General features: G+C 68.2%; 27 protein-coding genes and 1 tRNA gene. 13 read left to right on the top strand and 15 right to left on the bottom strand.

Going from position 1 to position 26264, the window contains the following annotated elements:
* Window positions 1–29: 29 nt before the first annotated feature.
* The 4 genes from C441_RS16375 to C441_RS16360 all read right to left on the bottom strand — a co-directional run bounded on the left by C441_RS16375 (window position 30) and on the right by C441_RS16360 (window position 2836).
* Window positions 30–713, bottom strand: coding sequence for a TVP38/TMEM64 family protein (locus C441_RS16375; protein ID WP_007276094.1), 684 nt, complete (start codon window positions 711–713; stop codon window positions 30–32).
* Window positions 710–1414 (bottom strand): CehA/McbA family metallohydrolase, encoded by a 705-nt coding sequence (locus C441_RS16370; protein WP_007276093.1) that lies wholly within the window; start codon window positions 1412–1414, stop codon window positions 710–712. The genes C441_RS16375 and C441_RS16370 overlap by 4 nt, the downstream gene beginning before the upstream one ends.
* The gene (locus tag C441_RS16365) at window positions 1411–2109 is read right to left on the bottom strand and encodes a CDP-alcohol phosphatidyltransferase family protein (protein ID WP_007276092.1); all 699 of its coding nucleotides are present in this window, start codon (window positions 2107–2109) and stop codon (window positions 1411–1413) included. The genes C441_RS16370 and C441_RS16365 overlap by 4 nt, the downstream gene beginning before the upstream one ends.
* 127 nt (window positions 2110–2236) lie before the next feature.
* Window positions 2237–2836, bottom strand: a complete 600-nt coding sequence (locus tag C441_RS16360) for a GNAT family N-acetyltransferase (protein ID WP_049920653.1) — start codon at window positions 2834–2836, stop codon at window positions 2237–2239.
* 114 nt (window positions 2837–2950) lie between these two features.
* On the opposite strand from C441_RS16360, the gene C441_RS16355 reads away from it, so the two are divergent.
* Window positions 2951–3442, top strand: coding sequence for a DUF5812 family protein (locus tag C441_RS16355; protein WP_007276090.1), 492 nt, complete (start codon window positions 2951–2953; stop codon window positions 3440–3442).
* A gap of 37 nt (window positions 3443–3479) precedes the next feature.
* Here C441_RS16355 and C441_RS16350 read toward each other — a convergent pair whose 3' ends face one another.
* Entirely contained in the window at window positions 3480–3821 is a 342-nt protein-coding gene (locus tag C441_RS16350; RefSeq protein WP_004967365.1) for a hypothetical protein, read from the bottom strand.
* A gap of 127 nt (window positions 3822–3948) precedes the next feature.
* On the opposite strand from C441_RS16350, the gene secF reads away from it, so the two are divergent.
* From secF to C441_RS16335, 3 genes are all read left to right on the top strand, one after another.
* Window positions 3949–4812, top strand: a complete 864-nt coding sequence (gene secF / locus C441_RS16345) for a protein translocase subunit SecF (RefSeq protein ID WP_007276089.1) — start codon at window positions 3949–3951, stop codon at window positions 4810–4812.
* Window positions 4809–6383 carry a preprotein translocase subunit SecD gene (secD, locus tag C441_RS16340; protein ID WP_007276088.1) on the top strand — a complete coding sequence of 525 codons (1575 nt, stop codon included), beginning with the start codon at window positions 4809–4811 and terminating at the stop codon, window positions 6381–6383. Before secF ends, secD begins: the two co-directional genes overlap by 4 nt.
* 291 nt (window positions 6384–6674) lie before the next feature.
* Window positions 6675–6905, top strand: coding sequence for a DUF7511 domain-containing protein (locus tag C441_RS16335; protein WP_004967362.1), 231 nt, complete (start codon window positions 6675–6677; stop codon window positions 6903–6905).
* Window positions 6906–6974: 69 nt separating this feature from the next.
* Here C441_RS16335 and rnhB read toward each other — a convergent pair whose 3' ends face one another.
* From rnhB to C441_RS16320, 3 genes are all read right to left on the bottom strand, one after another.
* On the bottom strand, window positions 6975–7622 hold the full coding sequence (gene rnhB / locus C441_RS16330) for a ribonuclease HII (protein WP_007276087.1): 648 nt from the start codon (window positions 7620–7622) through the stop codon (window positions 6975–6977).
* Between the two features lie 78 nt (window positions 7623–7700).
* On the bottom strand, window positions 7701–8984 hold the full coding sequence (locus C441_RS16325) for a tRNA pseudouridine(54/55) synthase Pus10 (protein WP_007276086.1): 1284 nt from the start codon (window positions 8982–8984) through the stop codon (window positions 7701–7703).
* A gap of 32 nt (window positions 8985–9016) precedes the next feature.
* Window positions 9017–9241, bottom strand: coding sequence for a hypothetical protein (locus C441_RS16320; RefSeq protein ID WP_007276085.1), 225 nt, complete (start codon window positions 9239–9241; stop codon window positions 9017–9019).
* A gap of 91 nt (window positions 9242–9332) precedes the next feature.
* Between C441_RS16320 and C441_RS16315 the strand changes: the two genes are divergently transcribed.
* Window positions 9333–10310, top strand: a complete 978-nt coding sequence (locus C441_RS16315) for a DMT family transporter (RefSeq protein WP_007276084.1) — start codon at window positions 9333–9335, stop codon at window positions 10308–10310.
* A 147-nt stretch (window positions 10311–10457) separates the two neighbouring features.
* Here the strand turns inward: C441_RS16315 and C441_RS16310 are convergent, their stop codons facing one another.
* The 5 genes from C441_RS16310 to C441_RS16290 form a co-directional block, all read right to left on the bottom strand.
* Window positions 10458–11093 (bottom strand): twin-arginine translocation signal domain-containing protein, encoded by a 636-nt coding sequence (locus tag C441_RS16310; protein WP_007276083.1) that lies wholly within the window; start codon window positions 11091–11093, stop codon window positions 10458–10460.
* Window positions 11094–11193: 100 nt separating this feature from the next.
* Window positions 11194–11775, bottom strand: a complete 582-nt coding sequence (locus tag C441_RS16305; RefSeq protein ID WP_007276082.1) for a DUF4112 domain-containing protein — start codon at window positions 11773–11775, stop codon at window positions 11194–11196.
* 174 nt (window positions 11776–11949) lie between these two features.
* Entirely contained in the window at window positions 11950–13251 is a 1302-nt protein-coding gene (gene aceB / locus C441_RS16300; RefSeq protein WP_007276081.1) for a malate synthase AceB, read from the bottom strand.
* Window positions 13244–14281: an isocitrate lyase gene (gene aceA / locus C441_RS16295; RefSeq protein ID WP_007276080.1), complete on the bottom strand. Its 1038-nt coding sequence runs from the start codon at window positions 14279–14281 to the stop codon at window positions 13244–13246. Before aceA ends, aceB begins: the two co-directional genes overlap by 8 nt.
* Window positions 14278–14532 carry a hypothetical protein gene (locus C441_RS16290; RefSeq protein WP_007276079.1) on the bottom strand — a complete coding sequence of 85 codons (255 nt, stop codon included), beginning with the start codon at window positions 14530–14532 and terminating at the stop codon, window positions 14278–14280. The genes aceA and C441_RS16290 overlap by 4 nt, the downstream gene beginning before the upstream one ends.
* A 346-nt stretch (window positions 14533–14878) precedes the next feature.
* Here C441_RS16290 and C441_RS16285 point away from each other — a divergent pair, with 346 nt between their 5' ends.
* From C441_RS16285 to C441_RS16270, 4 genes are all read left to right on the top strand, one after another.
* A complete protein-coding gene (locus tag C441_RS16285; protein WP_007276078.1) occupies window positions 14879–15832 on the top strand; it encodes an ABC transporter ATP-binding protein in 954 nt (317 codons plus the stop codon).
* Window positions 15829–16614, top strand: coding sequence for an ABC transporter permease (locus tag C441_RS16280; RefSeq protein ID WP_007276077.1), 786 nt, complete (start codon window positions 15829–15831; stop codon window positions 16612–16614). Before C441_RS16285 ends, C441_RS16280 begins: the two co-directional genes overlap by 4 nt.
* Window positions 16615–16756: 142 nt before the next feature.
* Window positions 16757–17656: a S49 family peptidase gene (locus C441_RS16275; RefSeq protein ID WP_007276076.1), complete on the top strand. Its 900-nt coding sequence runs from the start codon at window positions 16757–16759 to the stop codon at window positions 17654–17656.
* On the top strand, window positions 17643–18686 hold the full coding sequence (locus C441_RS16270) for a DUF4350 domain-containing protein (RefSeq protein WP_007276075.1): 1044 nt from the start codon (window positions 17643–17645) through the stop codon (window positions 18684–18686). Before C441_RS16275 ends, C441_RS16270 begins: the two co-directional genes overlap by 14 nt.
* Before the next feature lie 96 nt (window positions 18687–18782).
* On the opposite strand, the gene C441_RS16265 is transcribed toward C441_RS16270, so the two are convergent.
* Complete coding sequence (locus C441_RS16265) at window positions 18783–20681, bottom strand: ABC transporter ATP-binding protein (protein ID WP_007276074.1); 1899 nt, start codon at window positions 20679–20681, stop codon at window positions 18783–18785.
* 179 nt (window positions 20682–20860) lie between these two features.
* On the opposite strand from C441_RS16265, the gene trmY reads away from it, so the two are divergent.
* The 4 genes from trmY (at window position 20861) to C441_RS16245 (ending at window position 25703) form a co-directional block, all read left to right on the top strand.
* The gene (trmY, locus tag C441_RS16260) at window positions 20861–21457 is read left to right on the top strand and encodes a tRNA (pseudouridine(54)-N(1))-methyltransferase TrmY (protein WP_007276073.1); all 597 of its coding nucleotides are present in this window, start codon (window positions 20861–20863) and stop codon (window positions 21455–21457) included.
* An 84-nt stretch (window positions 21458–21541) separates the two neighbouring features.
* Window positions 21542–21614: transfer RNA gene (locus tag C441_RS16255), tRNA-Pro, on the top strand.
* Between the two features lie 483 nt (window positions 21615–22097).
* Window positions 22098–23339, top strand: coding sequence for an ABC transporter substrate-binding protein (locus C441_RS16250; RefSeq protein WP_007276072.1), 1242 nt, complete (start codon window positions 22098–22100; stop codon window positions 23337–23339).
* A 108-nt stretch (window positions 23340–23447) separates the two neighbouring features.
* Entirely contained in the window at window positions 23448–25703 is a 2256-nt protein-coding gene (locus tag C441_RS16245) for a hypothetical protein (protein ID WP_007276071.1), read from the top strand.
* A gap of 114 nt (window positions 25704–25817) precedes the next feature.
* On the opposite strand, the gene C441_RS16240 is transcribed toward C441_RS16245, so the two are convergent.
* A complete protein-coding gene (locus C441_RS16240; RefSeq protein WP_004041873.1) occupies window positions 25818–26012 on the bottom strand; it encodes a cold-shock protein in 195 nt (64 codons plus the stop codon).
* Between the last annotated feature and the right edge of the window lie 252 nt (window positions 26013–26264).

Here is a 26264-nt window from a genome sequence, read left to right as displayed (position 1 = left end):
GCCCGACTCGTTTTCGCCCCGCTCCACTCTCAGCCGACTCTCGCCGCCAACTCGTCTCGGTAGCGGTAGACGACCACAGAACTGACGACGCCGATTCCGACGAGGAGCGCCACCGTCCCGTAGTTCGCCGCGCCCGCGTTCCGCCCGGCGGCCGCCGCGAGGGCGAACGTCGGCAGGCGACCGACCGCGACGAGGACGACGAGCGTCCGGAGTCGAAGCGGCGAGAGCCCGGCGAGCGCGCAGAGCGCGTCGTCCGGGAACGCCGGCAGGAGAAACAGGACGAACAGGCCGGCGACGCCCCGGCGGTCGGCGAATCCGTCGAACCGCGCGAGCGCGTCGTCGGCGACGAGTCGCTCGACCGCGGGCCGGCCGAAGCGCCGGGCGAGCAGGAAGACGACGGCGCTTCCGGCGACGACGCCGACCATGCTGTAGACCGTCCCGGCGACCGTCCCGAACAGGTAGCCGCCGACGGCGGCGAGGGCTTGGCCGGGAATCGGCGCGAGAATCACCTGAAGCGTCTGGATACCGACGAACACCAACGGGGCGAACGCCCCGGTCGATTCGACGGCCGAGCGGACCCACGCCGGGTCGGCGAGTCGCGGGGCGAACGCGGCGACGCCGACCGCGACGGCGGAAAAGGCGATTGCGACGGCTCCGACTCTGACGAGCGCCGCGTTCCGCGCGTCGGTCGAGTCGAACAGCCGACCGGTCACAGGAACGAGGCGGTCTTGAGCCGGGCGTTCAGCGCGTACTTCCGCAGGTACTGACGGGCGGTCGTTCGCGTCCCGCGCGCGACGGTTCGCCCGGCGCGAATCCCGTCCAAGATGGCGTCCGTCGTGACGCCGCCGTCCGTCTCGACCGAGACGGCCGTGTACGCCCGTCCGACCAGCGCGGGCCGGTGCGCGTCGCTCCCGCCCGTGCCCGGGAGTCCCCGCCGGCGGGCGTAGCGCCGCGCCTGCCCGTTTCTGAACCCGGTGAGCGTGTGGGCGTTGTACACCTCGACGGCGTCGACGTCCCGAATCGCCCGCCGGGACGCGCCGTGCCGGAACGTCTGAAACGGGTGCGGGACGACCGCGAGCCCGCCCGACTCGCGGACCGCCCGCGCCGTCTCGGGGAGCGGTCGCCCCGTCGCCGGCGGGTCGTCGACGCCGAGTGCGAGGAGGTGGCCGTCGGCCGTCGAGACCTCGACGCCGGGGACGACCCGGACGCCGTACTCGTGGGCGATGTCGAACGCCCGCGGGAGCGACCCGACCGAGTCGTGGTCGGTGAGTGCGACCGCGTCGAGGCCGACCGACGCCGCGCGGCTCAGCACCGCTTCGACCGACATCTCGCAGTCGTAGGAGGCGTCGGTGTGGACGTGGAGGTCGACCGCGAGCGTTCGCGGCCCTCGCGAGTCCCGCGTCCGACCGCTCATACCACACCGAATTCGAGCGCGAGACAGCCGGCGACCGTCAGGACGCCGGCGACGCCGACGAGGACGTGTCCCGCGTCTGTCTTGTACGCCTTGTAGTCGGAGGTCATGAGCGGGCAGACCGCCACGATGGTCGCGCCCGCGACCCAGCCGTTCCACAGCGGGACGAACTGGAGGAGGAAGTAGTTCGCCAGCACGACGAGGTGCGTGTGGACGACCGTCGTCCCGTGGTAGTACGAGGTTCCCGAATCGTCGCCGAACCCCTCGCTGTTGTGGCGGATGAGTCGCAGGCCGCCGAACGCGAGGACGACGAAGCCGACGACGGCGCTCACGACCGGGTTGGGCGCGAGCGCGACGTGGTACAGGAGCGCCGCCGACACGAGGTACGCGAAGATGTCGATAAAGGAGTCTATCTGTCGGCCGAACGCCGAGGCGGTCCCGGTCTTGCGGGCGTAGTAGCCGTCGGCCTTGTCGAAGGCGAAGCCGGCGAGGACGGCCACGATGGCCCAGTTCGGCTCGCCCGACACGAACAGTATCGCGCCGACCCACGCCCAGAAGAGCGCGCCCAGACTCAACCAGTCCGCGACCCCGAGCCGCGAAATCATGTTCTCCCCCGTCGATGAGCGCACGACCTCGCTCGCCCGCGCGTCGACCGCGTCCAGCCGCCCGAGAACTGCTGACCTGAGTTCGTCCGTCATGCCTGTCTGTCCGACACACTCGGCCGATTGAGTATAAATCTAATCGCTATAGTATATATAATTCAAATATCTATATACTTGGGTTCCCGAACGGAGCGCTCGGGACGGAACTGAGCGCTCTATACGGCTATGAACGCGGTTTGACGCGCCGGCGTCGCCACGGGCCGACCCGGTAGTACGATCGGGTGCGGGCGACGCGGAAGCCGACGCTCTCGAAGGTCCACTGCGAGGGTCGGTTGTCGCGGGCGACGAGCGCGTGGACCGTCTCAGCCCCCTGCCCGGCGGCAACCGCGACGGCCCGCGAAACGAGCGCGGTGGCGATGCCGCGGTTCCGCGCCTCGGGCGCGACGAACACCCGGCGGACGTAGCCGCCGGGGACGGTCACGTCGGCCTCCAGCGGGTGGACGTGGTACGTCAGGCCGGGGTCGCCGAGAAAGAGGTAGCCGACGAGAGCACGCTCCACGTCCGGCCCGCCATCGAACGCACACACCGCCGTCTCGTCGTCTCGAAGCTCGGAAAACGCGTCGTAGCGTGCCTCGAACCGGCGCGCGTCCTCGGGGTCGAGCGCGCGGATCTCGACTCCCGCCGGGGGGCCGCGGTCGGCGTCCGCCGCGTCGGCGTCCGCGACGTACTCGTCCATCTGCGTCGCCGTGAGGCCGCGGGCCTTGAGCGCGTCGTAGACGCGGCGGGCCGTCTCGGTCCGGGTCAACCGCCAGAGCGCGGGCATCGTCAGTCGCGTCGGCGCGCCGCGAGAAAAGCCCACCGTCGCCGTGGGTGTCGGTGGCACACGCCGTCGTGAGCGCCCGAAACGGGGAAAAGGCCCGGTGGCGTACAGCGGGTGATGACCGAGTCCGAGACCGAGACCGAGTCCGAGCGAACGGGAACGTTTCTCGTCACCGCCGCCGACGAGGAGTCGGCCGTCCTGAAGGACGTACACTCCGGGCAGGTCCACGCGCTCTCGTCGAACCCCGGCGTCTCCGAGGACGAAGCCGTCCGCGGGACCGTCGCGCCCGACCCGCCGATGAACGTCTCGTGGCAACTCGTCGAAGTCGAGTCGCGCTGGACCGTCTCCGTCGAGCGCTCGACCGAGTCGCCGACGACGAACTCCCGCGACATCGCCGCCGACAACCCCGACGGCGAACTCGTCCGCGAGGAACGCGCCGGGACCGGCGAGATTCACGTCCTGTCGGTCCCCGACGACATGACCGAACAGGCCGTCGACGACATCCTCGACGACAGGGAGGGACTGCTCTCGCGGGCCGCCAGACTCGACGTGAACCGCGTCGAAATCCGCTCGCAACCGGGCGTCGTCGCGGTCCGCTACATGCCCTGACAGGGCGCTTTTTCACCCCGGCTTCTGTCTCGCGTTCCTACCGCTGTTTTCCGGTCGAGGAGACGGGCCCGTCCGCGCTCTGGACGCACCACCCGCCGTGGACGCTCCCCTCGCGCTCGACGAACTCGACTGCCGTCCCCTCGCCGACGTGGGTCGCGTCCGCCGGGTCGAGTTCCTCCACGCGGAGCGTCAGCGTCAGCGCGTCGCCGCAACAGCCCACGTCGAGGAACTCCTCCCACTCGTCGCCCGGCGCGGCGTCCTCGTGGACCCGCCGCAGGTAGGTCACGAAATGGTCCGTGGTCAGCTGGTCGCGGCCCCACGCGCTGAGTTCGTCGGGAAAGGAGACGACCACGCGGGTCGCCGTCGGTTCGGTCGTCATAGTTCACGATTGTCGGCCAACGACTATGGGCCTGTCGCGGGTTCGCCGGGCGCTCGCCAGACCGCGCCGCGGCCGAGACCGTCCGCGGATAAGAAACCTTATTCCGCACCGCTCAGGACCGCAACCCATGGTTGAGTTTACGGTACCGGAGGTAGACTACACCCGGTACACGAATCGCCAACTCGCGGCCGTCCCCCTCGCGGTCCTCGCGGTGGCCCTACTGGTCATCGGAGGGTGGTACGTCGCGACTGGTGCGCCGGTGAATCCGGGCGTCGACTTCACCGGCGGTACCGAACTCCGCATCGCAACGGATGCCCCGCAAAGCGAGGTCACGGCGGCCTTCGACAGCCAGCCCGAGTCGATTCGCTCCGTCGCGGCCGACGGAACCTACGTCGTGACGTTCCAGTCGGGGAGCGCGACGTCGAGCGAACTCCAGACGCAGGCCGAAGACGCCGGCTTCGAAGTCCGGTCTATCGACGCCGTGTCGGCCAACTTCGGCGGCGAGACGCAACTGCTCGCCCTCGGCGGCCTCGCGGTCGCCTTCGCGGGCATGAGCGTCCTCGTGTTCGCCATGTTCCGCTCCTTTGTCCCCTCCATCGCGGTCGTCCTCTCGGCGTTCTCCGACATCGTCATCCCGGTGGCGCTGATGAACCTCTTCGGCATCGAACTGTCGCTGGGGACCGTCGCGGCCCTCCTGATGCTCATCGGGTACTCGGTGGACTCGGACATCCTCCTGAACAACCACGTCCTCCGGCGCTCCGGTGACTTCTACGAGTCGACCGCGCGCGCCATGCGGACCGGCGTGACGATGACGCTCACGTCCATCGCGGCGATGATCGTCATGACCATCACGGCGACGCTGTTCGGAATCCAACTGCTCGCCGCCATCGGCACGGTCCTCGTGTTCGGCCTCACCGCCGACCTGATGAACACCTACATGCTGAACGTGACCCTCCTTCGCTGGTACAAGTTCGAGGGGGTGGCCCGATGAGCACGCTCCGCGACAACTGGCGGGTCATCTTCCTCGTCGTGGCCATCCTGTTTTCGACGTTCGCCCTCTTCTCGCCGACGATGGGCAACCAGTCCACAATCGGCGAGGACGACAGCGCGACGAACCTCCAGTTCGGCCTCCAACTCGACGGCGGGACGCGCATCCGCGCGCCGCTCGTCGGTGTCACGGCCGAGGACGTCCAGTTCAACGGCGACTCCGAGCGCGTCGTCGAACGGCAGGTCGCCGCCCAGATAGCGGGCGCCGACGCCGCCGACGTCATCGCCCGCACGGGCGCGGAGTCCAACACGGTCGAAGCGACCATCGAGAACGTCACGACCGACGACCTGAGCGCCGCGCTCGACGCCGCTGGCTACGGCCACGGCGAGGTCAGAGACGGCGTCACCGCGACGACCCGCGAGGAGACGGTCCGCGTCCTCCAGTCGAAAATCAACGAGGCCGGTCTCTCCGGCGGGACGGTCCAGCAGGTGACCACGGCGACGGGCGAGCACTTCATCCTCGTCGAGGTCCCCAACCGCGACCAGTCCGACGTCGTCGACCTCGTCGGCGAGCGCGGGACGGTCCAGATAGACATCTACTACCCGACCGGCACGGACAACGGGTCGCGGACCTACGAGACGCGCGAGGCCGTCCTGACGCAGGCCGACTTCACCTCCATCGGGACCGCACAGGAGTCCCAGACGGGAAGCGGGGCGTTCGTCCCCGTCTCCGTCCGCGACGAGCCCGCGTCAGAGTTCCAGACGGCGGTTCAGGACACCGGCCTCGCCCAACCCGGCGGGACGCGGTGTACCTACATGGAAGACGGCGGCCGGAACACGACCGAGGGCTGTCTCCTGCTCGTCGTCAACGGCGAGGTCGTCAACGCCTTCGGCATGAGCGGCGGGCTCGCAGACACCATGCGGGCCGGCGAGTGGGCCGACGCGCCGAGCTTCCAGCTCCAGACGCGCAACACCTCCGAGGCACAGGAAATCGCCATCAACCTCCGCGCCGGCGCGCTCCCGGCCGGCCTCGACCTCTCGGGCGAGGACAGCGGCACCTCGTCGTACATCTCCCCGAGTCAGGGTGAGAGCTTCAAGTTCGACTCGCTCATCACGGGTATCATCGCGGTCCTCGCGGTCGCCGGCGTCGTCTTCGTCCGCTACGGCAAGCCGCAGGTCGCCCTGCCGATGATCGTCACCGGCCTCTCCGAGGTGTACATCCTCCTCGGGTTCGCCGCCGCAATCGGCTACCCGCTCGACCTCTCGGTCATCGCCGGCTTCATCGCCGTCATCGGGACCGGGGTGGACGACCTCATCATCATCGCCGACGAGGTGATGGCCGAAGGCTCCGTGACGTCGCGGAAGGTCTTCCAGTCGCGGTTCCGCCGGGCCTTCTGGGTCATCGGCGCGGCCGCCGCGACGACCATCATCGCCATGAGCCCGCTCGCCGTGCTCTCGCTCGGCGACCTCCAGGGCTTCGCCATCTTCACCATCCTCGGCGTCATCGTCGGCGTGCTCGTCACCCGCCCGGCGTACGGTGACATCCTCCGACTCCTCCTGACCGAGGACCGCTGAGGCCGACCCCGCTTCGGCTGACGCGCTTTCTCTTTTCGTTCGCCGCTCCGATTCGTGTCTCCCGAGTCGGCGCGCTCGCCGCTCGGCCCGTTCACGCGATTCTCGCAGTTGATAGCACTCCGACGCTCTCGGACGTTCCCTATTTCAGAATCGGCAGACTGCGGCGATTTCGTTCGTCCCCACCGGGGGGTATTCGCCGATAGAATCATATAGACTGCCTATAAAATACTGAGTGAAGCGGCAACTAACCAACCGCCGCCCGTCGGTAATCACGGTGCACGCACTCCACTCATGGACGATACGCCCCTTCGACACGATGACACGGACGCGACAACGACCCGGCCGGACGCCTCGCGGCGGTCCGCCGGCGACGACGAGGAGTTCGTCGCCATCGTCGCCCCGTACGACGACGCACCTGACGAGTGCACCATCTTCCCCGCAGGACTCTCCGAAGACGAGTTGCTGACGACGTGGCTCTCCGCGCAGGAAGGCGGGTACGTCGCACTCGCCGAGATGCGGTAGGTCCCGCTCGCGACTCGCTTTCGAACCGCTCCGACCCTCCACTTTTTCGAGCGCCGGTCCCCAGTCGACTCAGAAGTCCCCAAGCGACGACTGTTCGTGCGCGGCCATGAGGTCGGCGCAGGTCGACCACGACTTCCGCGCGCAGTCCGGGAGGATGCCGTGTTCGCGGACGTACTCCCGCAGGAATTTCCGGGTCGTCCCGTCGCTCGGGTAGCCGCTCCCCACCTCGCCGTACTCCGCGGCGAGCGCTTCGACCCGCCGGTCGCGTTCGACCTTCGCCACGATGCTCGCCGCGCCGACGATGGCGTGTTCGTCGTCCGCGCGGTGCTGGGCGTGGACCTCGACCGAGACGCCCGCCTCGGCCACGCCCTCGCGGACGCGCCGGCCGAATCTGGACTCGCTCACGTCGCCCGCGTCGCAGACGAGTTCGTCGGCGTCGACGGCGACTGCGGCGGCCGCTTCGACCTGCGCGCGGACGGTCAGGAGGTTCATGTCCGTCTCGGGGTCGTCGATGGTCTCGGGTTCGACGAACGCGACGCCGACTTCGACGTCGTCGCGCTCCCGGAGTTTCGCGGCGAGTTCCGCGCGCCGCTCGGGAGTCAGTCGCTTCGAATCGGCGATTCCGTCCGGGAGGGCGTCGGGGTCCGCCCGGACCGCCGCGGCGACCATCGGACCCAACACGGGTCCCTTTCCGGCTTCGTCGACGCCGACGTGCATATCTGGTCGGGTCTTGGGGTGGAAAATTAGAGGTTGCGGTCCGCGACGACGCCGGCCGACGCTCGCCGGGGTCTCGACTCAGTCCTTGAAGAACTCGTCGTCCTCGAACGGTTCGTCCTCGCCTTCGACCGCAATCACGTCGAGCGCGGTGACGACCGCGCCCGTGTCGAGGATGCCGGCGAGGCTCGGATTCGTTCGGCCCTCGTCGCCGGAGATGAGTTCCTTGATGTAGAGACCGCCCTCGCCGTGGATTTCGACGGTCGCGTGGCGCGCGTCTTCGAGCTCGCCGGTGGCGTCGTAGACGTGGCGGGTGCGGGTGATGCTCGCGCGGCGGTGGTCGACGCGGTGCGGCGTGTACTGCTCGATGGTCGCGCCGGTGAGTTCGTCCAGCGCGGCCCCCAGTTCCTCGTCGGTCACGTCGTCGTCGAACTCGACGGCGGCGCGGTACTCCTTGCTCGCGTCGAGTTTCTTCACGCGCTCGACCATGTCGTAGGTGGCGAGCCGAAGCCCCTCGACTTCGATTTCGCCGTCGGCCATCGCGTTGATGTCGCCTTCGAGCTGTTCTACGTCGATACTGCGGCGACGCGGCTCCATGATTTCGACCACGAACGGCCGGCCGGTGCCGAGCATGAGCGCGTCCACGTCTTCGCGGCCCGCGCCGTGGAACTTCGCGTCGACGCCGTCCATCACGTCCGTCACGACGGGGGCGACGAAGCCCTCGACGCTGTCCTCGTAGAGGTAGCCGGAGCCGCCGCAGTAGTCGCACGGCTCTTTGCCCTTGTAGCCCGAGCCGTCGCACTCGCGGCAGGGCCACTCGGTCTGCGGGATGTCGCGGGCGAGCTTCCGGTAGCGCCCGTAGACGAACGCGGAGTTGAGTTGCGCCTCGACGGTGTCGGCCTCGATGTCGAGGAGGAACTGCACGTCGGGCCGGGTGAAGTCGACCTCGGTGCCGGTGAGTCGCCCCACGCGCTTTCCGACCTCGCGGTTGAACTCGGATTTGAACAGTTCGCCGGCGTCCTCGGGCAGGCCCGCGCCCTCGCGGAGGAGCAGTTCGTTCTCCTCGACGAGCGGCGGCGCGCGGGTGCCGACCTGATACGTCTCGACCTCGACGTCCTCGATGGCCTCTGCACAGCGTTCCGCCCAGTCGTCGAACTCGGCGCAGGCCCCCTCGCAGACCCAGCAGTCCTCGGTGTCGACGGCCTCGTACGGCTCGTCGTCGTCGAGGGCGGCGGCGACCCGGAGCGACTTGCCCCGCTCGGCGTTCGTCAGCCCGAAACTGCGCTCGGCGAAGGCCCGGCCCAGACAGGCGTCGCAGACCGGCCCGCTCTCGGCGAGCGCTCGCGCGTCCTCAAGGATGCTCATGGTCGGTCTCTATCGGGGCGCGCGTAACTAGCTTACTTTGTTCGCCGGGTCGCCGGCTCACCGCCTCGCCGCCGCAGTCGTCGCGTCGCCGCCGCAGTCGTCGCGTCGCCGCCGCAGTCGTCGCGTCGCCGCCGCAGTCGTCGCGTCGCCGCCGCAGTCGTCGCGTCGCCGCCGCAGTCGTCGCGTCGCCGCCGCGGCGACTCGTCGTCGCCGACGGTCTCGCCGACGTTCCGTCGAACTGAGACGTTTGTCAACACGACCCGAGTGGAGTGCTATCTCGGCTCCGAGAAATTTGATGTACGGCGGCGTGGTAGCCGCTTCAACACCTGGGTTTACGGTCGATATCTCGTGTCTATCAATACGCAAACGAATCGGACGCTCGCACTGTTTTCGACCATCGCGGTCCTCTGGGGGACCTCCTTCATGGCTATCGAGGTCGGCCTCGACGCCCTCCCGCCCGTGCTGTTCGCCGCCCTCCGGTACGACGTCGCCGGCGCCATGCTGTTCGTCTACGGCCTGCTCGCGGCGGAGGACTGGCGGCCCCGCGGCCGCGACGAGTGGGTCGTCGTCTCCGTCGGCGGCGCGCTCCTCATCGGCGCGCACTTCTCGCTTCTGTTCTCCGGCCAGCGGTACGTGACGAGCGGCGTCTCGGCCATCGTCATCAGCCTCGCGCCCGTCCTCACGCCGCTTTTCGCGTGGCCGATGCTCCCCGACGAGCGCCTCGACGCGTTCGGCTTCCTCGGCGTCCTGCTGGGGTTGGCCGGAACGGTACTCATCGCCCTCGCCTCGGGGTCGGTCGGCGGCCAACTGCTCGGCGTCGTCCTGCTGTTTCTCGCCGCCGCGGCGTGGGCGTTCGGCTCGGTGCTCGTCAAGCGTCTCCCCGGCAACCCGCCGGTCGTCCCGATGCAGGCGTGGATGATGCTCCTCGGCGCGGGCATGCTCCACGTCACGAGCCCCGTCCTCGGCGAATCCGGCCTCGAAAGCGTGGCGTGGTCGCCGCAGGTCGTCGCCGCGCTCCTGTTTTTGGCCGTGCTGTGTAGCGCCGTCGGCTTCATCGCCTACTTCGTCCTGCTCGACCGCATCGGCGCGGTCGAAATCAGCCTCGTCAACTACGTCACGCCGGTCGTCGCCGCCATCTCCGGCTGGGCGTTCCTCGGCGAGCGCGTCGGCCCCGTCACCATCGCCGGCTTCGCGCTCATCCTCCTCGGCTTCGCGTTCATGAAGCGCGACGCGCTCGGCCCGCTGGGTCGCCGCCTCGGCGTCCGCGTCGGTCTCGTCGCGCCCGAGCCGGCGGTCGACCCGGACGCCCTCCCGGCCGACGACTGAGTCGGTCCCGTCGCCGACCTCGCAGGCGGTCGGCGGACGCTCGCGAAACTGTCGCTCCGAGGGTGACGGCGCGAGTCTCGACCCGTCTTCAAAAAAAAGCTCCGTCACGTCCGACGCCGATGTTAGAGCCGGCGTCAGTCGCGTTGCTCAGTTGCTGGTCTCGTTGCCGGACGACGTGGTCGTCTCGTTCGCGGTCGTCGTCTCGGTGGCCGTCGCGGTCGCGGTTTCGTTCGCGGTCGTGGTTTCGGTGGTCGTGACCGTCTCGTTTGCCGTCGTCGTCTCGGTGACCGTCTCGTTCGTCGTCGTTGTGGTCGTCTCGGTTGCCGTCGCGGTCTCCTCGGCGGCGACTTCGTGGGTCGCGAGGACTTCCTCGGCACCCTCGGTGCCGACCCAGACGACTTCGACCGTCGAACCGGTCTCCGCGGACTCGATTTTCTGGAAGTTACCGACCGAGACGGGGAAGTCTTCGGTCTCTTCGCTGTCGTCGACCCACGTCGCGGCGCGCTCGTCGTCGACGGCGACGTAGACCTCGCTCGTCGACTCGTCGGTGATTTTCTCGCCGCCCATGTGGACGACGCGGAGGACGCCGCCGTTCGTGCGGAAGGCGAGCTCGGGGTCGGGAACCTCGGCCGGCTCGGCCTCGGTCGTCGTTTCCCCGGCGGTGCCGTTACCCGTCTCGTTACCCGAGGTCGGCTGTGACTCGGAGCCACCGCCCATACAACCGGCGGTGGTGAGGAGGGCTCCCGTCGCGGCGACGCTCTTCAGGAAGGTACGTCGTTCCATACGCCACGATTTGCAAGCTACTATATATGTCTTTTAGTTTACAGTTTGGGGCTAGATAACGACGCACACGACGGGTTCTCATAGTTCGTATATCGAGTAATTACAATAATCCGACCTGTCCGAGCACCCAGAGAGCGACGAGCACTGTGGCCGCGCCGAGCGCGACGAGGAGCAGGGCGATAGCGGCGACCGCGGCCAAGAGGAAGCGCCGGTCGGCCGCCGCGGCCGCGGGGGAGGCGTCGTCGTACCGGGTCTCCAACAGCCGGACGTTCCGGGCGTTGGCCTTCCACGCCGCGTCGAACACGTCGCCGACGAGCGGGAGCGACCCGACGGTCGCGTCGAGGACGACGTTGCCGAGCATCCGCGCGAGCGTCGCCCGCGGCACGCCGAGCATGGCGGCCTCCACGAGGATGTACGCCGAGAGCGCCGAGGCCGTCGCGTCGCCGATTCCCGGCACGAGCCCCAGTATCGGGTCGAGACCGACGCGGTAGTTCGTCCCCGGAATCTCGAACGCCTCGTCGAGGTAGAAGCTCACCGCGCGGAGCCGCGCGAGGGTCTCCTCGTCGCCGACGCCCGCCGACTCGAAGTCGACGACTGCGTCGGGTTCTAACGGTTCGTCGCCGACGCCGACGCCGTCGCTCGTCGCCGCGGGCGTCGCCGAGGAGTTCGTCGAATCGTCCACACCCAGCGAGTCGCGCGGGCGGGACTTGAGGATAGCGTCGAGCGGAAAAACGAGCGCGACGCGTCGCCCCCACGATTCGGGCGAGCGCGTCGCAGAGCTACGAAACCGGACGCCGTCGTCTGACCAAGCCGGACGCGGGGCCGACGGCGGACCCCCTGTGGTCGGTGGCCGAGCTTAGAGGCCCACCTCCATCGCGCGCTCGACGACGCCCGCGCCGTAGCGCTCTTCCAACTCCTCGTGTTGGTCCGGGCGGTTCTCGTACACGTCTTGGAACAGGCTGATGGGCGTCATCGCGGCCTGATAGGTCGCCTCGTCCCACATGCGGTCCTTGGCGATGTCGATTTCGGTGCCGCCGATGCGGAGCGTCGCCGACTGCGTCATGGCGATAGCGCCGCGGCCGGCCTCCTTGGCCGCCTCGAACTCCTCCATGGAGTCGACGATGTCGTCCATGCTCGGGACGTACGAGGTCAGCCCGAGCAGTTCCTCGCGGAGTTCGTCCGCGGTGAGTTCCCGCGCGTCGCCGCCGACGCGGAGTTCGTAGCCCTCGTCGGTGGGTTCGAGCGAGAGGCGGTCGCCGTCGTACGCCTCGACGCCGTCCTCGGACGCGAGTTCGACCTCCTCGCCGCCCGCATCGAGGAGCCAACTGCCGGTCTTCGGCGGGAGCGGCGAGGTGTTGGCCTCGACGACCTGCCCGGGCGTGAGCGACCAGATGCCGAGCATCCCCTTCGCCTGGTTCTCGGTCATGCGCTCGCGGTAGCCCTCCACGTCGCGGATGTCGTCGTAGGGGCCGTCCACGGCGATACAGCCGGCGGCGCTGGCCCCGCGGGAGGTGTTGTGTCGAAGCTCCGGCCACGCCGGGAGTTCGCCGGTGGGCGTCATAGCCCGCATGTCCTTCGTGTAGTCGACCTCGCCGTCGACGAGGAGGAACAGGCGTTCGAGGTTGTTCGTCGGCTTGCCCATCTCGTCGCGGAGGTCGCCCATGGCGAGTTCGGCCTCGCCGCTCTCGATGATGACCGACATGGCGAGGCTCCCCTCGTCGAGGCCGTGTTCGTTCTCGACGATGGTGAAGAACTCGTCGGCCTTCTTCCAGTCGTCGATGCCGCCGACCTCGGGGATGACGAAGCCGTCGATGTGCTCGACCGCGCCCCGCTCGGGGTCGGTGATGTCGAGCATGTGCTGGAAGCCCTGATACCGGGTCTCGGGGCTGTCGCGGTGCCAGACCATCCGCGGGTGAATCTCGCCGGGGAAGTCGGCTCCGCGTTCGGCGACGACCTCGACGATGTTCTCGGCCCCCTCGTCGCGCATCGACGGCGCGGTGGCGTCCTCGTTGTCGGGGACCCACACGTCGGGCGCTTGCATCCCGCGGAGACCGGCCGCCCGTCGGAGCATCTTCGCGGAGTCGTCTTCGCCCTCGACGGCCGTCGGCGAGGTGAAGAACGTCCGCACGAACTCGCGGTCGTGTCTTCGCTCAGTCATCGTCGTTGCTCGTGATGGGGTCGGCCTGCTCCTCGCTGAACCCTTCGGACTCCTCGATGCGCCGGCGCGCCTCGGGGTCGAACTGCGTCTCGATGTCCTGATACCGCGAGACGAACGACAGCTCGTGGTGGCTCTCGGTCGGGTGGTCGAGGTAGCGCTGTTCGAGGTCGAACTGGCCCTCTTCGTCCTGTTCGGCGAGCTTCTTGAAGTCCTCGTAGACGGAGTGCGCGCCCGAGTGGAGGCCGAACAGCGTGATGAAGATATACTTGTAGCCGAGGTCGCCCAGCTCCTGGAACGTCAGCGGGTCCTCCTCTTCGGACCACGCGAACGACGACGAGTAGTTGAACGCGAGCTTCAGGTCCGGGTGGGTCTCGTGAATCTCCTCGGCGTAGGCGACGGCGTCCTCGCGGGACGGGTTCGGCATCTCGGGCCAGACGATGTCGACGCCGGCGTCGGCGTAGATGCGGCCGCGTTCGACGTGCTCGTCCCAGTCGCCGTTCGAGGAGCCGTAGGCGTCGGTGCGGGCGATGACGACCGTGTCCTCCGACTGCTTGGCGTCGACGGCCGCCTCGAAGCGAGCCTTGGCCTTCTCGCGGGAGACGATTTGCTTGCCGGCGATGTGACCACAGCGCTTGGGCGTCGTCTGGTCTTCGATGTGGACGGCGGCGACGCCGGCCTTCTCGTACTCGCGGACGGCGCGGCGGACGTTGTGGATGCCGCCGTAGCCCGTGTCGCAGTCGGCGATGACCGGGAGGTTCGTCGCCTCGACCATGCGCTTTGCGTTCTCGACCATCTCGGTCATCGTGACCATCTCCAGGTCCGGGAAGCCGAACTGCCCGAGGACCGTCGAGTAGCCGGACATGTAGGCGGCGTCGTGGCCCGTCATCTCGGCGAGGCGGGCGTCGAGGGCGTGGTACATGCCGGGGGCGAACACGAAGTCCTGCGTGTTCAGCATCTCCCGCAGTTCGCGGGCCTTCTGGTTGTCAACATCCTGTGCGAAGACGTCGCTGTCGAGTTCGGTCGGGTTCATTGGGTGTCGGTGGACTGCATCGTTCGCTCGATGCGGTTCAGTTGGGCGCGGAGCGCGGCCAGTTCGCGCCGGATAGTGGTCATCTCGTCGTCCTCGCCCGGTTGTCGGATGAAGGGGACGAGCGGCGCGTCCATGTTCTCCTCGTTGTTGGGGTAGCGCCGCGCGGCGCGAGGGCGAGTCGTCGTCGAGCGAGGGGTGGTCGGCGTGCGGGTCGTCGTGTCGGTTCGGGTCGTGTTGTCGCGGTCTGTCATCGGTTACGTCGGTGGGGTCGGCGGTCGGTAGCGGTCGGTTCGAATCGCGGTCGTCGAGCGGTCGGATGCGTGGTGTGCTTCGGATACTACCATCGGATGTCTCCTCACCCGGTTCGACTGCCGAGGAGTACTAATAGTTAATGATTGATAATGATAATATTAGTTAATGACTTAGTTCTGTACGAACGGATATTAGGCCCTAATTTGACACGTGGTAACACATCTAACTGCTTGAGCGGGGTTCGAGCGTCGTCGGTTTCCCCGGCGACCGGGCGTGCCACGCCGTGACGGGGCGTTCCGCGGACACTACGCTTAATCGCGTCCACGCCCGACGACGCACCAACGAATGGCATCCGCGATTGAGATACGCGACCTGACGAAGTCCTACGGCGACGTCCGCGCCCTCGACGGCGTCGACCTCGACGTTCCGGAGGGGTCGTTCTTCGGGCTGTTGGGGCCGAACGGGGCGGGCAAGACGACGTTCATCAACATCCTCGTCGGCCTCGTCCGCAAGACCGGCGGCGAGGCGAGCGTCTTCGGCTACGACGTGGAAGACGACTACCGCGAGGCCCGCGACCGCATCGGCCTCGCGCCCCAGGAGTTCAACGTGGACCGCTTTTTCCCCATCCGTGAGGTGCTCGAACACAAGGCGGGCTACCACGGGATTCCGCACGACGAGGCCGCAGAGCGCGCCGACGAGGTGCTCAAGCGCGTCGGCATCTACGACAAGCGCGACACCCGCTTCGACTGGCTCTCCGGCGGGATGAAACGCCGCTTCATGCTCGCGCGGGCGCTCATCACCGACCCCGACCTGCTCATCCTCGACGAGCCGACCGCCGGGGTCGACGTGCAACTGCGCCACGAACTCTGGGAGACCATCGTCGACCTCAACGACAGCGGGACGACCATCCTCCTTACGACCCACTACATCGAGGAGGCCGAACGCCTCTGCGACGAGGTCGCCATCCTCGACTCCGGCTCCGTCATCGAGGTCGCCAGCCCCGAGGAACTGATGGACCGCGGCACCGACGACATCGTCGTCCAACTCCGCGACCCGCCGACGGCGGTGCCCGACTTCGCCGCCGACGACGACCGCGTCGACGCGGTCGAATTGGACGGGACCCGTCTCGTCGTGACGGCGCAACAGGGCGGCCTCGTCGCCCCCGACGTGGTGCAGGCGCTCGACCGGCAGGGCCACGAAATCGTCGACCTCGAAATCTCCCGCACGTCGCTCGAAGAGGTGTTCGTCGAGATGACGAGACAGGGTGAGGGCCGCGCCACCGCGGAGGTCGAACAATGAGCCTCGCGAGTCTCACGAGCCTCGACGTGACCGGCTTTTACGCCCTGCTTCGCCGCGAGGTCCTCCGGTTCGTCCGCCGCCCGCGCAACACGTTCGTCCCGCCGTTTATCACGAACGTGCTGTACTTCTCCGTGTTCGGCGTCATCCTCGGCGAGCGCATCAACGAAATCGCGGGCGTCCCGTACATCCTGTTTATCCTCCCCGGCCTCATCGTCCTCGGAGCCGTCTCCAACGCCTTCGAGAACGCCTCGTTTTCCATCTTCCACGGCCGCTGGAACCGCTACATCGAGGAGGCGCTCACCTCGCCGCTTTCGTACTCCTCGATGGTCGGCGCGTACGTCCTCTCCAGTGCGACCCGCGGGGTGCTCGTCGGCGCGCTCGTCGCCCTCATCGGCGCGTTCTTCACGTCCGTCGGCGTCGCCCAACCGTTCTACCTCGTCGCCTTTATGCTCGTCATCACCCTGCTTTTCGCGGGCCTCGGCGTGGTCGGCGGCCTCTGGGCCGACGACTTCGACGACCTGACGATGATGAACCAGTTCATCCTCCGCCCGCTGGTGTTCTTCGGCGGCGTCTTCTACTCGCTCAACGAGATTCCCGAGACCTTCCAGCAGGCGTCGCTCCTCAACCCGATGGTGTACATGGTCAACGGCGTCCGCTACGGCTTCCTCGGCGTCACCGAGGTGGACCCGAACCTGTCTCTCGGCGTGCTGACGGCGCTCACGCTCGGCGTCGTCGGCCTCAACGTCGTGCTGTTCCGTCGCGGCTACGGGCTGACCGACTGAACCGGTCACGACTCCCGTTTTTCGGTGTCTCGGCGTCGCGGCTTCACTCACGATCCCGACGCGTGCCGACAGTCGTGTCCGCAAGACTGTCTTTTCTAATGACAACTATTTTGACACCGGCTCTAGAACTCTCGTCCGCAGTATGGTATCAAAACCCTCCTCCGCGGCGTCGACGCGGACCGTCTCGGTCCTCGCCCTCGTCGCGGCCGTCCTGGTTGGAGCATTCCTCGCCCCCGTCGTCTACGACGCGGCCGCGCCCACCCCAGACAGGGTCGCGGTCATCTCGGTCGACGGGACCATCACCTCCTACACAGCTGACCAGCTGGAAGAGGATCTCCACGAAGCGCGAGAGAACGAATCGGTAAAGGCGGTCGTCCTGCAGGTCGACAGCCCCGGCGGCTCCGCGGCCGCCTCCGAGCGGATGTACATGGCGGTCAATCGGACCGCCCAAGAGATGCCCGTCGTTTCGAGCGTCCAAGGCGCGGGCGCGTCGGGCGCGTACTACACGATGCTCCCCTCCGAGAGCATCTACGTGACGCCCTCCTCGATAATCGGGAGCGTCGGCGTCCGCGGGTCGGCCCCCATCGGCGGCTCGTCCAACGAGATTCGCACCGGGCCAGACAAGGCCTCGATGACCGTCGACCAACGCGAAGCCCAGATTGAGACGCTGAAACACGCCTTCGTCGGTAGCGTCATGGAGCACCGCGGCGACGAGCTCTCGCTGTCGCGCGAGGAAGTCGCCTACGCGAAGGTCTACACCGGCGCTCGCGCCACGCAGAACGGCTACGCCGACGATATCGGCACGCTCCAGACGGCCATCGACCGCGCCGCCTCCGAGGCCGGCCTCGAAAACTACGAGGTCGTCGAGAAGGAGCCGCCGACCCGCTCGGGAATCATCCTTCTCAGCTCGCAGAACGGCAACTCGACGGTCGTCGTCGACGAGAGTCCCATGGGCTACGACGGCGTTCGCGCCCCGCAGTTCCTGATGGTGTACGGACAGGTGCAGTACGAAGACGAGGTGATCGGCAATGTCTCAGCGTAACCTACTCCGCGGGGCGGCCGTCTTCGCGGTCGCGCTCGCCCTCATCTTGGTCGGGGCCGCGGTGGCACCCTACGCCGTCCAACTCGGCGGCAACGACTCGGCAGACACCCAAAACGCCGCGAAACAGGCGTTCGACGCGGACGAACTCGTCGCCACGCCCGGCCCCGAATCGGGCGAGGTGGCGATGGACTCGAACGCCGCACCGAAGACCGTCCTCATCGACGTGGCCCACCAAAACGACGTGAGCGAGTCCGACGTGCAACCGCTCGTCGACGCCCTCGTCGCCAACGGCCATCAGGTGAAGTACCTCACCCGCGAGGACGCCCAGCGGGACTTCAACGCCTCGCTCCGGCGGGCCGACGCCTTCGTCGTCGTCAACCCCGAACGGCCGTACACCAGCGACCAGCTCGACGGCCTCCGGTCGTTCGAAGACGCCGGCGGTCGCGTCGCCCTCCTCGGCGACCCGCAGTCCGCGGGCACGACGAGCATCCTCGGTCTCATCACCGTCTCGGTGTCGTCCGGGACCACCGGCGGCGACGCCGGCCTGACCTCCGACTACGGGGTCTCGTTCGGCTCCTCGTCGCTGTACAACATGCACGACTACTACCTCAACTACGAGAACGTCTACGCCGCGCCCGAGGGCGACACCGCCCTGACCGAGGGCGTCGACGAGGTCGTGTTCCGCGACGCCGCGCCGCTTTCGATTTCGGACGACAGCGTCTCGCCGGCGCTCGTCTCCGGCGGCGAGACCCGCGTCGAGTCGGTTCGCAAGACCGGCCCGTACACGGTCGCCGCCCAGAGCGAGACGGTCGTCGCCATCGGCGACGCCGACTTCCTCGCGCCCGAGTCGGCCTACGAGGCCGACAACGAGGTGCTCGTGGGCAACCTCGCGGACTTCCTCGTCTCCGGTGACAAGGAGTCCGGCGCGCCCGAACCGGCCACGCCCGAAGCCGGCGCCCCGGCCGGTCCGGCACCGGGTTCGACAACGGGCTCGGCACCCACCCGAGGAACCACGCCCACGCCGGCGTAACTGCGTCGCCCCGACGCGACCGAAGCCGGCCGCCCGCGTTCCCGTCTCGAACTCGACTTTTTTGTCACTCGCCTCCGAGCGACCGCTGAGCCGCCGTCAGGCGTCGTCGCCGCCGTCGGCGACCCTGTCGGCGATGCGGTCGGCGTCGGCGTCGTCGGCCGCGCGGCTTCGCTCGACCAGCCGCGCGAGGATGTCCGCCGAGACGCCGGACACGTCGCCTGCCTGAATACCCCACAGCGTCGCGTAGAGGCCGCCGAGTTCGACCAGTTCGTCGTGGGTGCCCGATTCGACGACTTCGCCCTCGTCGAGGACGACGATGGCGTCGGCGCGGCGAACCGTCGAGAGCCGGTGGGCGATGACGAGCGTCGTCCGACCCGCCGAGAGGCGGTCGAGCGCGCGCTGAATGAGCAGTTCCGTCTCGGTGTCGACGGCGCTGGTCGCCTCGTCGAGGACGAGAATCCGCGGGTCTTGGAGCATCGCGCGGGCGATTGAGAGCCGCTGGCGCTGGCCGCCCGAGAGCTTCACGCCGCGCTCGCCGATGCGGGTGTCGTAGCCGTCGGGGAGCCGCGAGACGAACTCGTGGGCCTCGGCGGCTCTCGCGGCCGCGACCATCTCCGCCTCGGTCGCGTCGAACGCCCCGTACAGGAGGTTCTCCCTGACCGTGCCGTCGAAGAGGTACACGTCCTGACTCACGTAGCCGATGGCCTCGCGGAGGTCCCGGATTCGAACGTCGCGCACGTCGCGGCCGTCCACGCGGACCGCGCCGCCCGCGGGTTCGTAGAGCCGGAGGAGGAGCTTTGCGACGGTGGATTTCCCCGCGCCCGTGGGGCCGACGAGCGCGACGGTGTCGCCCGGTTCGGCCGCGAACGAGACCTCGCGGAGCACCTCGCGGCCGGTCGCGTAGGCGAACGACACGCGGTCGAACTCCACGCGACCGGCGACCGCGTCGAGGGCGGCGGCGGCGGGCGCGTCGCGGACGACGGCCTCGCGGTCGGCCAGTCCGAAGATGCGCTCGCCCGAGGCGCGGGCGTTCTCGTAGGAGTTGACGATGCGGCCCGCGCCGGACAGCGGGTCGATGAACCGCTGGGTCATGAACAGGAACGTGACGAACTCGCCGACGAGCAGGTCGCCGGTGAAGGGCCCGGGCGGGCCGAAGATGAGCCAGACGCCGCCGATGGCGAACGTGGCGGCGAACGCGACGCCAGCGAGGAGTTCCATCGACGGCTGGTAGAGGTAGTCGAGCCTGACGACCGCGAGGGCGCGCCGGTAGTAGTCCATGGAGGCGTCGGCGACGCGGTCGGTCTCGTAGTCCTCGGTCGCCGAGGCCTTGATGACCTCCATCCCCGAGACGTTGTTCTCGATGCGGGTGTTGAGCGCGCCGACGCTCTCGCGGAGCGCGCGGTACAGCGGCCGAATCGTCCGCATGAACCAGACGGTGAAGACCGCGAGTAGGGGGACGGCCACGAGCGTGACGACCGCGAGCTGGGCGTTCAGGTAGAACAGCACGCCCGCGATGCCGACGACGGCGACGACCAACTGGAGGCCGCCCGAGAGCGTGCTGTCGAGGAACGTCCGGAGGTTGCGCACGTCGCCGTCGAGAATCGACAGCACCTGTCCGGTCTGTTTGTCGTCGAAGAAGGCCATGTCGAGGCGCTGGAGCGCGTCGTAGGTGTCGACCCGGACGGCGTGCTGGACGCGGTTCGAGTAGACGGCGAGGCCGAGACCCTGCACCCACGAGAGCGCGACGCCGCCGACGAACGCCCCGATGACGAGCCAGAAACTCAGCCAGAACTGCCCGGAGACGGTCGTCGGTAACCACGTCGACGGGACCAACGGGAGGGCGTACGCCGTGTTTCTGAAGAACACCGCGTCGATGGCGACCCCGAGGACGAGCGCCGGCACGACCGCGATGAGTCGCCCCAAGACGCTCGCCAGTAGCCCGACGACGAACCACGCGAGGTTCTCGCGTCCGTACTCGGCGAACAGGCGGACCATCGGGTCGCGCCCGGCTTGGTGGCTCACTTACCTGAGGTAAGCGTCCAGCGGCTATGACGTGCGCGGTCGGGGTGATTCGCGTCGTCGCCGTCGGCCCGGCGCTCTCTTCTCGCGCCGTCGGCCCCCGCGTCCCCGCGCGAGTGAACAGCGATAAGACCCTCACGCGCCGAGTCGGATTCATGCGCCAATTCATCGTCATCGGCCACGACGCGCCGACGACGCCCGACTTCTCGCTCGACGACATCGCGGGCGGGGCCGGCCGACTCGACGTGCTCTGTCGCTGTGTCAACTCCGCGTTCTTCCTCTCGCACGACATCCGCGAGGACGTTCGGGTCCACCTCGTCCTCGGCGACGAGTACACCGTCCGCTTCGAGGGCTCGGAACTCCGCCGACTCAACCCCGACGAGCGCTCCACCGCCGCCCTGATTCGCAAGGCGCTCGAAAAGCGCGAGGAGGCCATCGGCCACATGCCCGCCGAGTCGTCACCGGGGGTCTCCATCCGCCGGATGGGCTTCGAGACGACGCTGGAGGAGGCCGCCCGCGACGCGACCGTGGTCGAACTCCACGAGGACGGCGACCCCGTGGTTCAGGTCGAACCGCCCGAGAACCCGCTTTTCGTCCTCTCGGACCACCACGACTTCACCGACGAGGAGGCCGAGTTGCTGGCGGCCGCCGCCGACGAGCGGGTCCGCCTCGGCCCCGAGATTCTCCACGCCGACCACTCGATTACGGTCGCACACAACTACCTCGACACCGCGGGCTATTCGCGGTACTGAGTCGGGGTCGGCGGTGTGTCACGCCGTCTGACGGTGGCCCACAATCACAACTGTTAAACGCGACGGTGGCTTGCCTCAAAATGCGGGCCGGTGGGGTAGCTTGGTATCCTTCGGCCTTCGGGTGGCCGTAACCTCAGTTCGAATCTGAGCCGGCCCATATTCTCCCCACCTTTCACGACCCACGAGCGACAGCCAGTGGTCTGAAAGGTGTGGGAGATTTCACCCGGCGAAGATTCGAATCAGGGAACGAACGAAGTGAGTGACCGTGGTTCGAATCTGAGCCGTACTCGCGAACGCAGTGAGCGGGTGCTTGCGACGAGCGAAGCGAGTCACAGTGGCCCATTTCTACCCCTTTCAACGCCAACGAGCACCGCGTAGCGTGTGTGAGTCCACCCGAAACAGTTGTCTGGACGACTGAAGATTCGAACGCCCGAGCGACAGCGAGGGACGTTCGAATCTGAGCCGGCACCTGTACCGAAACCACCTGAGTTTAGGACGGTATCTGTGAACGAGCGTCACTGCCGAGTCGCTGGTGAGACAGTCGCACAGCTGAGTCAACGAAACACTGTTTCACTCGCAACGCCCCCACTCGCGCCCCGAGAACCGAAGCAATTATCAATTTTAGGTGGGCCTAAAAACTATGGAGCACGACGAGACGCCACGGACGGGACTGACGCGGCGCGACTACGTGAAATACGGCGGCGCGGCCGTCGGCGGCGGCCTGCTCGCCGGCTGTACCGGGGGAAGTGATTCGGCGTCGACGGCAGACGCCGACACCGAGTCGGCGGCGAAGACCGCGACCGAGGCGACCACCGACACGGAGACCGAGACGCCCGCGGACGCGTCGTACTCGGTGACGATGTCGCCGGTCGGCACCGTCGAGTTCGACGAGCCGCCGCAGAGCATCTTCACGCGGCTTTCCCACCACGCGGGGATGGCGTTCGCGCTCGGCCGCGGCGACGACGTGAACGCGGTCAACGGGCCGGCGTACTACGACGCGACGTGGAAGCAGTTCACGGCGCGGCTCCCCGGCGTCGAGGTCGACTGGGCGGACCTGTACCCCTCGTGGGAGACGAGCAAGGAGAAGCTGTACGAACTCGACAGCGACGTGCATCTGGCCGACCCGGCGTGGGTCGTCCAACTCGAACAGTGGGACATGGCCGACATCGAGGAGGTCGCCGACAACATCTCGCCGTGGTTCGGGAACTCGCTGAGCGGCCGTCACGCGTCGCCGACCGATGAGTGGACCGGCGACTACGAGTACTACACGCTGTGGGAGCAGTTCGAGAAGGTCGCGCAGGTGCTCAGAGAGGAGGAACGCTACGAGGCGCTCGCGGCCGTCCGCAACGACCTGCTCGCCACCATCGAGGAAGGGCTTCCGCCGGAAGACGAGCGCCCGAGCGTCGTGTTGCTCACCGCGTCCGACATCGAAGGCCAGATTTGGGCGTACACGGTCGGCAACCCCGGCTTTATGACCTCGCACATCCGGCCGCTCGAACCGCACGACGCGTTCGAGGGCTCCATCGAGTCCGGGTCGACCGTCGACTTCGAGGCGCTGTTGGAGGCCGACCCCGACGTGGTCCTCTTCCTGAGCGGGATGCAACCGAGCGTCAGCATGAACGACCTCCGGGCGACGCTCGAAGCCGACCCCGTCGCCGCGGAGATTTCGGCGGTCCGGAACGGCCGCGTCTACCCGCAGGGCGCGCGCTATCAGGGGCCGATTCTCAACCTCTTCCAACTCGAGATGAGCGCCAAGCAGTTCTATCCCCAGACGTTCGGCGAATGGCCGACCTCGGACGGCGGCCCGTACCCCGAAATCCCCGTGGACGAACAGCTGTTCGACCGCCAGCACGTCGCCGACATCATCAACGGCGACTTCTGAGCGGCGGTCGCCCACGCCGCACCGACGGCCCCGCCAACCGGCCCCGCATTCTCCGTCGCCGCCCGACACAAGAGATTTGTGCCGTCCTCGACTTCACCAGCTAGACAGATGACGGACCGACCCGCGGTCGACCGCCGGGCGTTCCTCGCCGCGCTCGGGAGCGCCGGCGTCGGGTCGCTCGCCGGGTGTTCTGCCCTCGGCGGCGACTCGGCCGAAACCACCAGCACCGCCGCCCCGACCGAGCGCGTCGACGACGACGTCGCCCGCGACCTCGCGGCGCGGTTCGCGCCGACGCTCTACTTCGAGGCCGACGAGACGTGGTTCCCGACGGACCCTCGGTCGTACGCGAGCGACCGAGACGGCGAGACGGTCGTCGACGGCTTCGACGCGCTCGACGGCTATCACGCGACCCAGCGGGAGACCGGCGAGCGAGCACCGGAGCCGACGGTGTTCTACAACGTGGTCGGCTACGAGGGGTCGTCACTGACGGCGGTGCAGTACTGGTTCTACTCGGTGTTCGACCAGTTCACGACGAACTTCCATTGGCACGATTGGGAGGTCCTGCACGTCTTCGTCGACACGGCGGACGACGAGCCGGTCCCGCAGTTGTACGTCGCGAGTTCCCACTCGCGGTCGGTGCCGAACAACGAATTTCTCGACCCGGACCCCGCGCGCCCGCCGCGGGTGCTTTCGGAACTCGGGTCGCACTCCAGCGCGCTGTCGCTCAACGACCGGGCCGACCGGTTCCAGCGGCTCCCGACGGGCGGGACGTTCGCGGACATCACGAACCGGGCGTTCGACCGCATCGAGGACGCCGCGGAGATTCCAATCGCTTACGGGCTCCCGCGAGACGAGGGCGCGCGCCTGCCCTACGTCGTTCCGGAACTCGACGGCGCGCCGGTGTACGAAGACGAGCGGCTCCCGTCGGTCACGCGCGACTCCCTCGTCGGCGAGGCGCTCACGGTGCGGTCGTTCGACGCGCTGTCGTCGCCGCCGACGGACCTCCCGGCGCGGTCGACGGGGCTGGTGTTCGCCCCCGAGACGGCCGGCGACAGCGACGCCGACATCGAATACGCGCTCGTCCCCGCGGGCGAAGTCGAGCACATCGCCGCGTTCACCGGGCCGCAACTGAGCTTCGAGTTCGCGGTCCCGGGCTTCGTCGAGGACGCGATTGCGAGCCACCTCACGACGACGAGCGCGCCGTGGAGTCAGCCGCGCTACGCCGACCCCGCGGCCGACATCTCCGACCCGACCCACCGGAGCGCCCTCGCCGAGCGGTACGACGTCGTCGACGCGCCCTCGACGCTCAACACGCTTTTCGTTCGGGTGACGGAGGCCGTCACCGACGCGGACGCGCCGGACGGCGAGGGCGTGACGACCCGCGAGTCGGGCGTCGAATCCGTCCTCCTCTTGGAGAGCGACCCCGAGGCCGCGCCGACGTTCGGCGGTCTCGGCGTCCTCCGGGGCGTGCCCGCGGGCGAGCACCGACTCACGGTCAACGGCGCGGGGGCGGCTCCCCACAGCGAGACGGTTCGCGTCGGTGACGCGGGGTCCGGGCCGGCGTCCGCGACGGAGACTGAATCGTCATCCGGCGACGGTGACGGAGAAACGGTCACAACCGCGGGGGTGGACGGCGAAGTCCCGCTCGTCGCGCGGGAGTCGGCGACGAAAGTCGAGGTCGACGCCGACGGGACCGACCGCGACCTGGCGGCGCTCGCGCTCGAAGACGATTTCGGCGGCCGACTGTACGACGCGCCGCTGTCCGGGCCGGACGCCGTCTACGTCCACCGCGGCGGCGCGTACACCGTCGAGGTCCGCGACAGCGACGACGAACTCGGCGCGTTCCGGGTGAACCCCGACCCCGTGAACGGAGAGTCGGATTCGGACGGCGACGCCGCGCCCGACCCGATTCCGAGCGTCCGCATCGACGAGCCGCGGACCGGGAAGGCGTCGCTTTCGACGTTCCTCGCAGACATCTCCGCGGAGACGGCCGCGGCGGTCGCGGCGGTCGACGACGACAGTGACGGCGCTGACGATTCGGACGACTCGGCGGAGACGGACACTCCGAACGACTCGACGGGAACTGCGGCGAGCGGCGGACGAGAGAACGCGGTTCGCGGGCTGGCGCAGGCGCTCGACTCGGTCGCGGAGGCCGCACGCAGAGCCGCCGAACGCGCCGAGGCGGGCGACCGCGGACGGGCGGACGAGAGTCTCGACACCGTCGCCGCGCGACTCGAACGCGTGGCCGAGCGGCTGGCCGCGGCTCGCGGGGAGCTCCCGGGGTCGCTCTCGCGGGCGACCGACCGGCGACTCGAACAGGCGCGGCGGCGCTCCGAGCAGGCCCGTGCGGCCGACACGCTCTGAGTGGTGCGTGGATAGGTCGCGTAGCCGACCGGCCGCGAACGCGTCGCTCGCCGGTCGAATATACGCAAAATGTGAGTTATCGTTCTGCCGCGAAACGCGGCGTACTAAATTAGTTTAAAGGCGCGTGAGGTTCGTCGCGCGGGGGCCCTTGGGGGCCTGCTCGATGTCGAACTCAACATCCGTGCCTTCTTCGAGGTCCGGGCCGCCGATGTCTTCCATGTGGAAGAACACGTCGTCGTCAGCATCGTCCGTCGAAATGAAACCGTAGCCGCCAGTGTCGTTGAAGAAATCAACGTTTCCTTTCGCCATTGCTTTTGAACACACACGCCCTTTACGGATAAGACTTGTGAGGGTCGTGCTGTCATGGGGGTTATTTTATTGAATCTTTTTCTGAATCGTCGGTGTTTGTAGACGAATGTTCTGGTATGTCGGTTCTCCCCCGCACTCGCCCCGAGGTTCGTCGCCGATTCCGCGATATCCTGTGGTATCGGCAGTTCTGCGCTCGGACGCGTCTGCCCCCAGCCGACGAGGCTTTACGCGTGGCCGGTCGGTCTCCGACAC

This window comes from Haloferax sulfurifontis ATCC BAA-897 (assembly GCF_000337835.1).
Lineage (GTDB): Archaea > Halobacteriota > Halobacteria > Halobacteriales > Haloferacaceae > Haloferax > Haloferax denitrificans.
The sequence above is the reverse complement of the archived record's forward strand: the minus strand, read 5'-3'. Positions and strand labels throughout refer to the sequence as shown.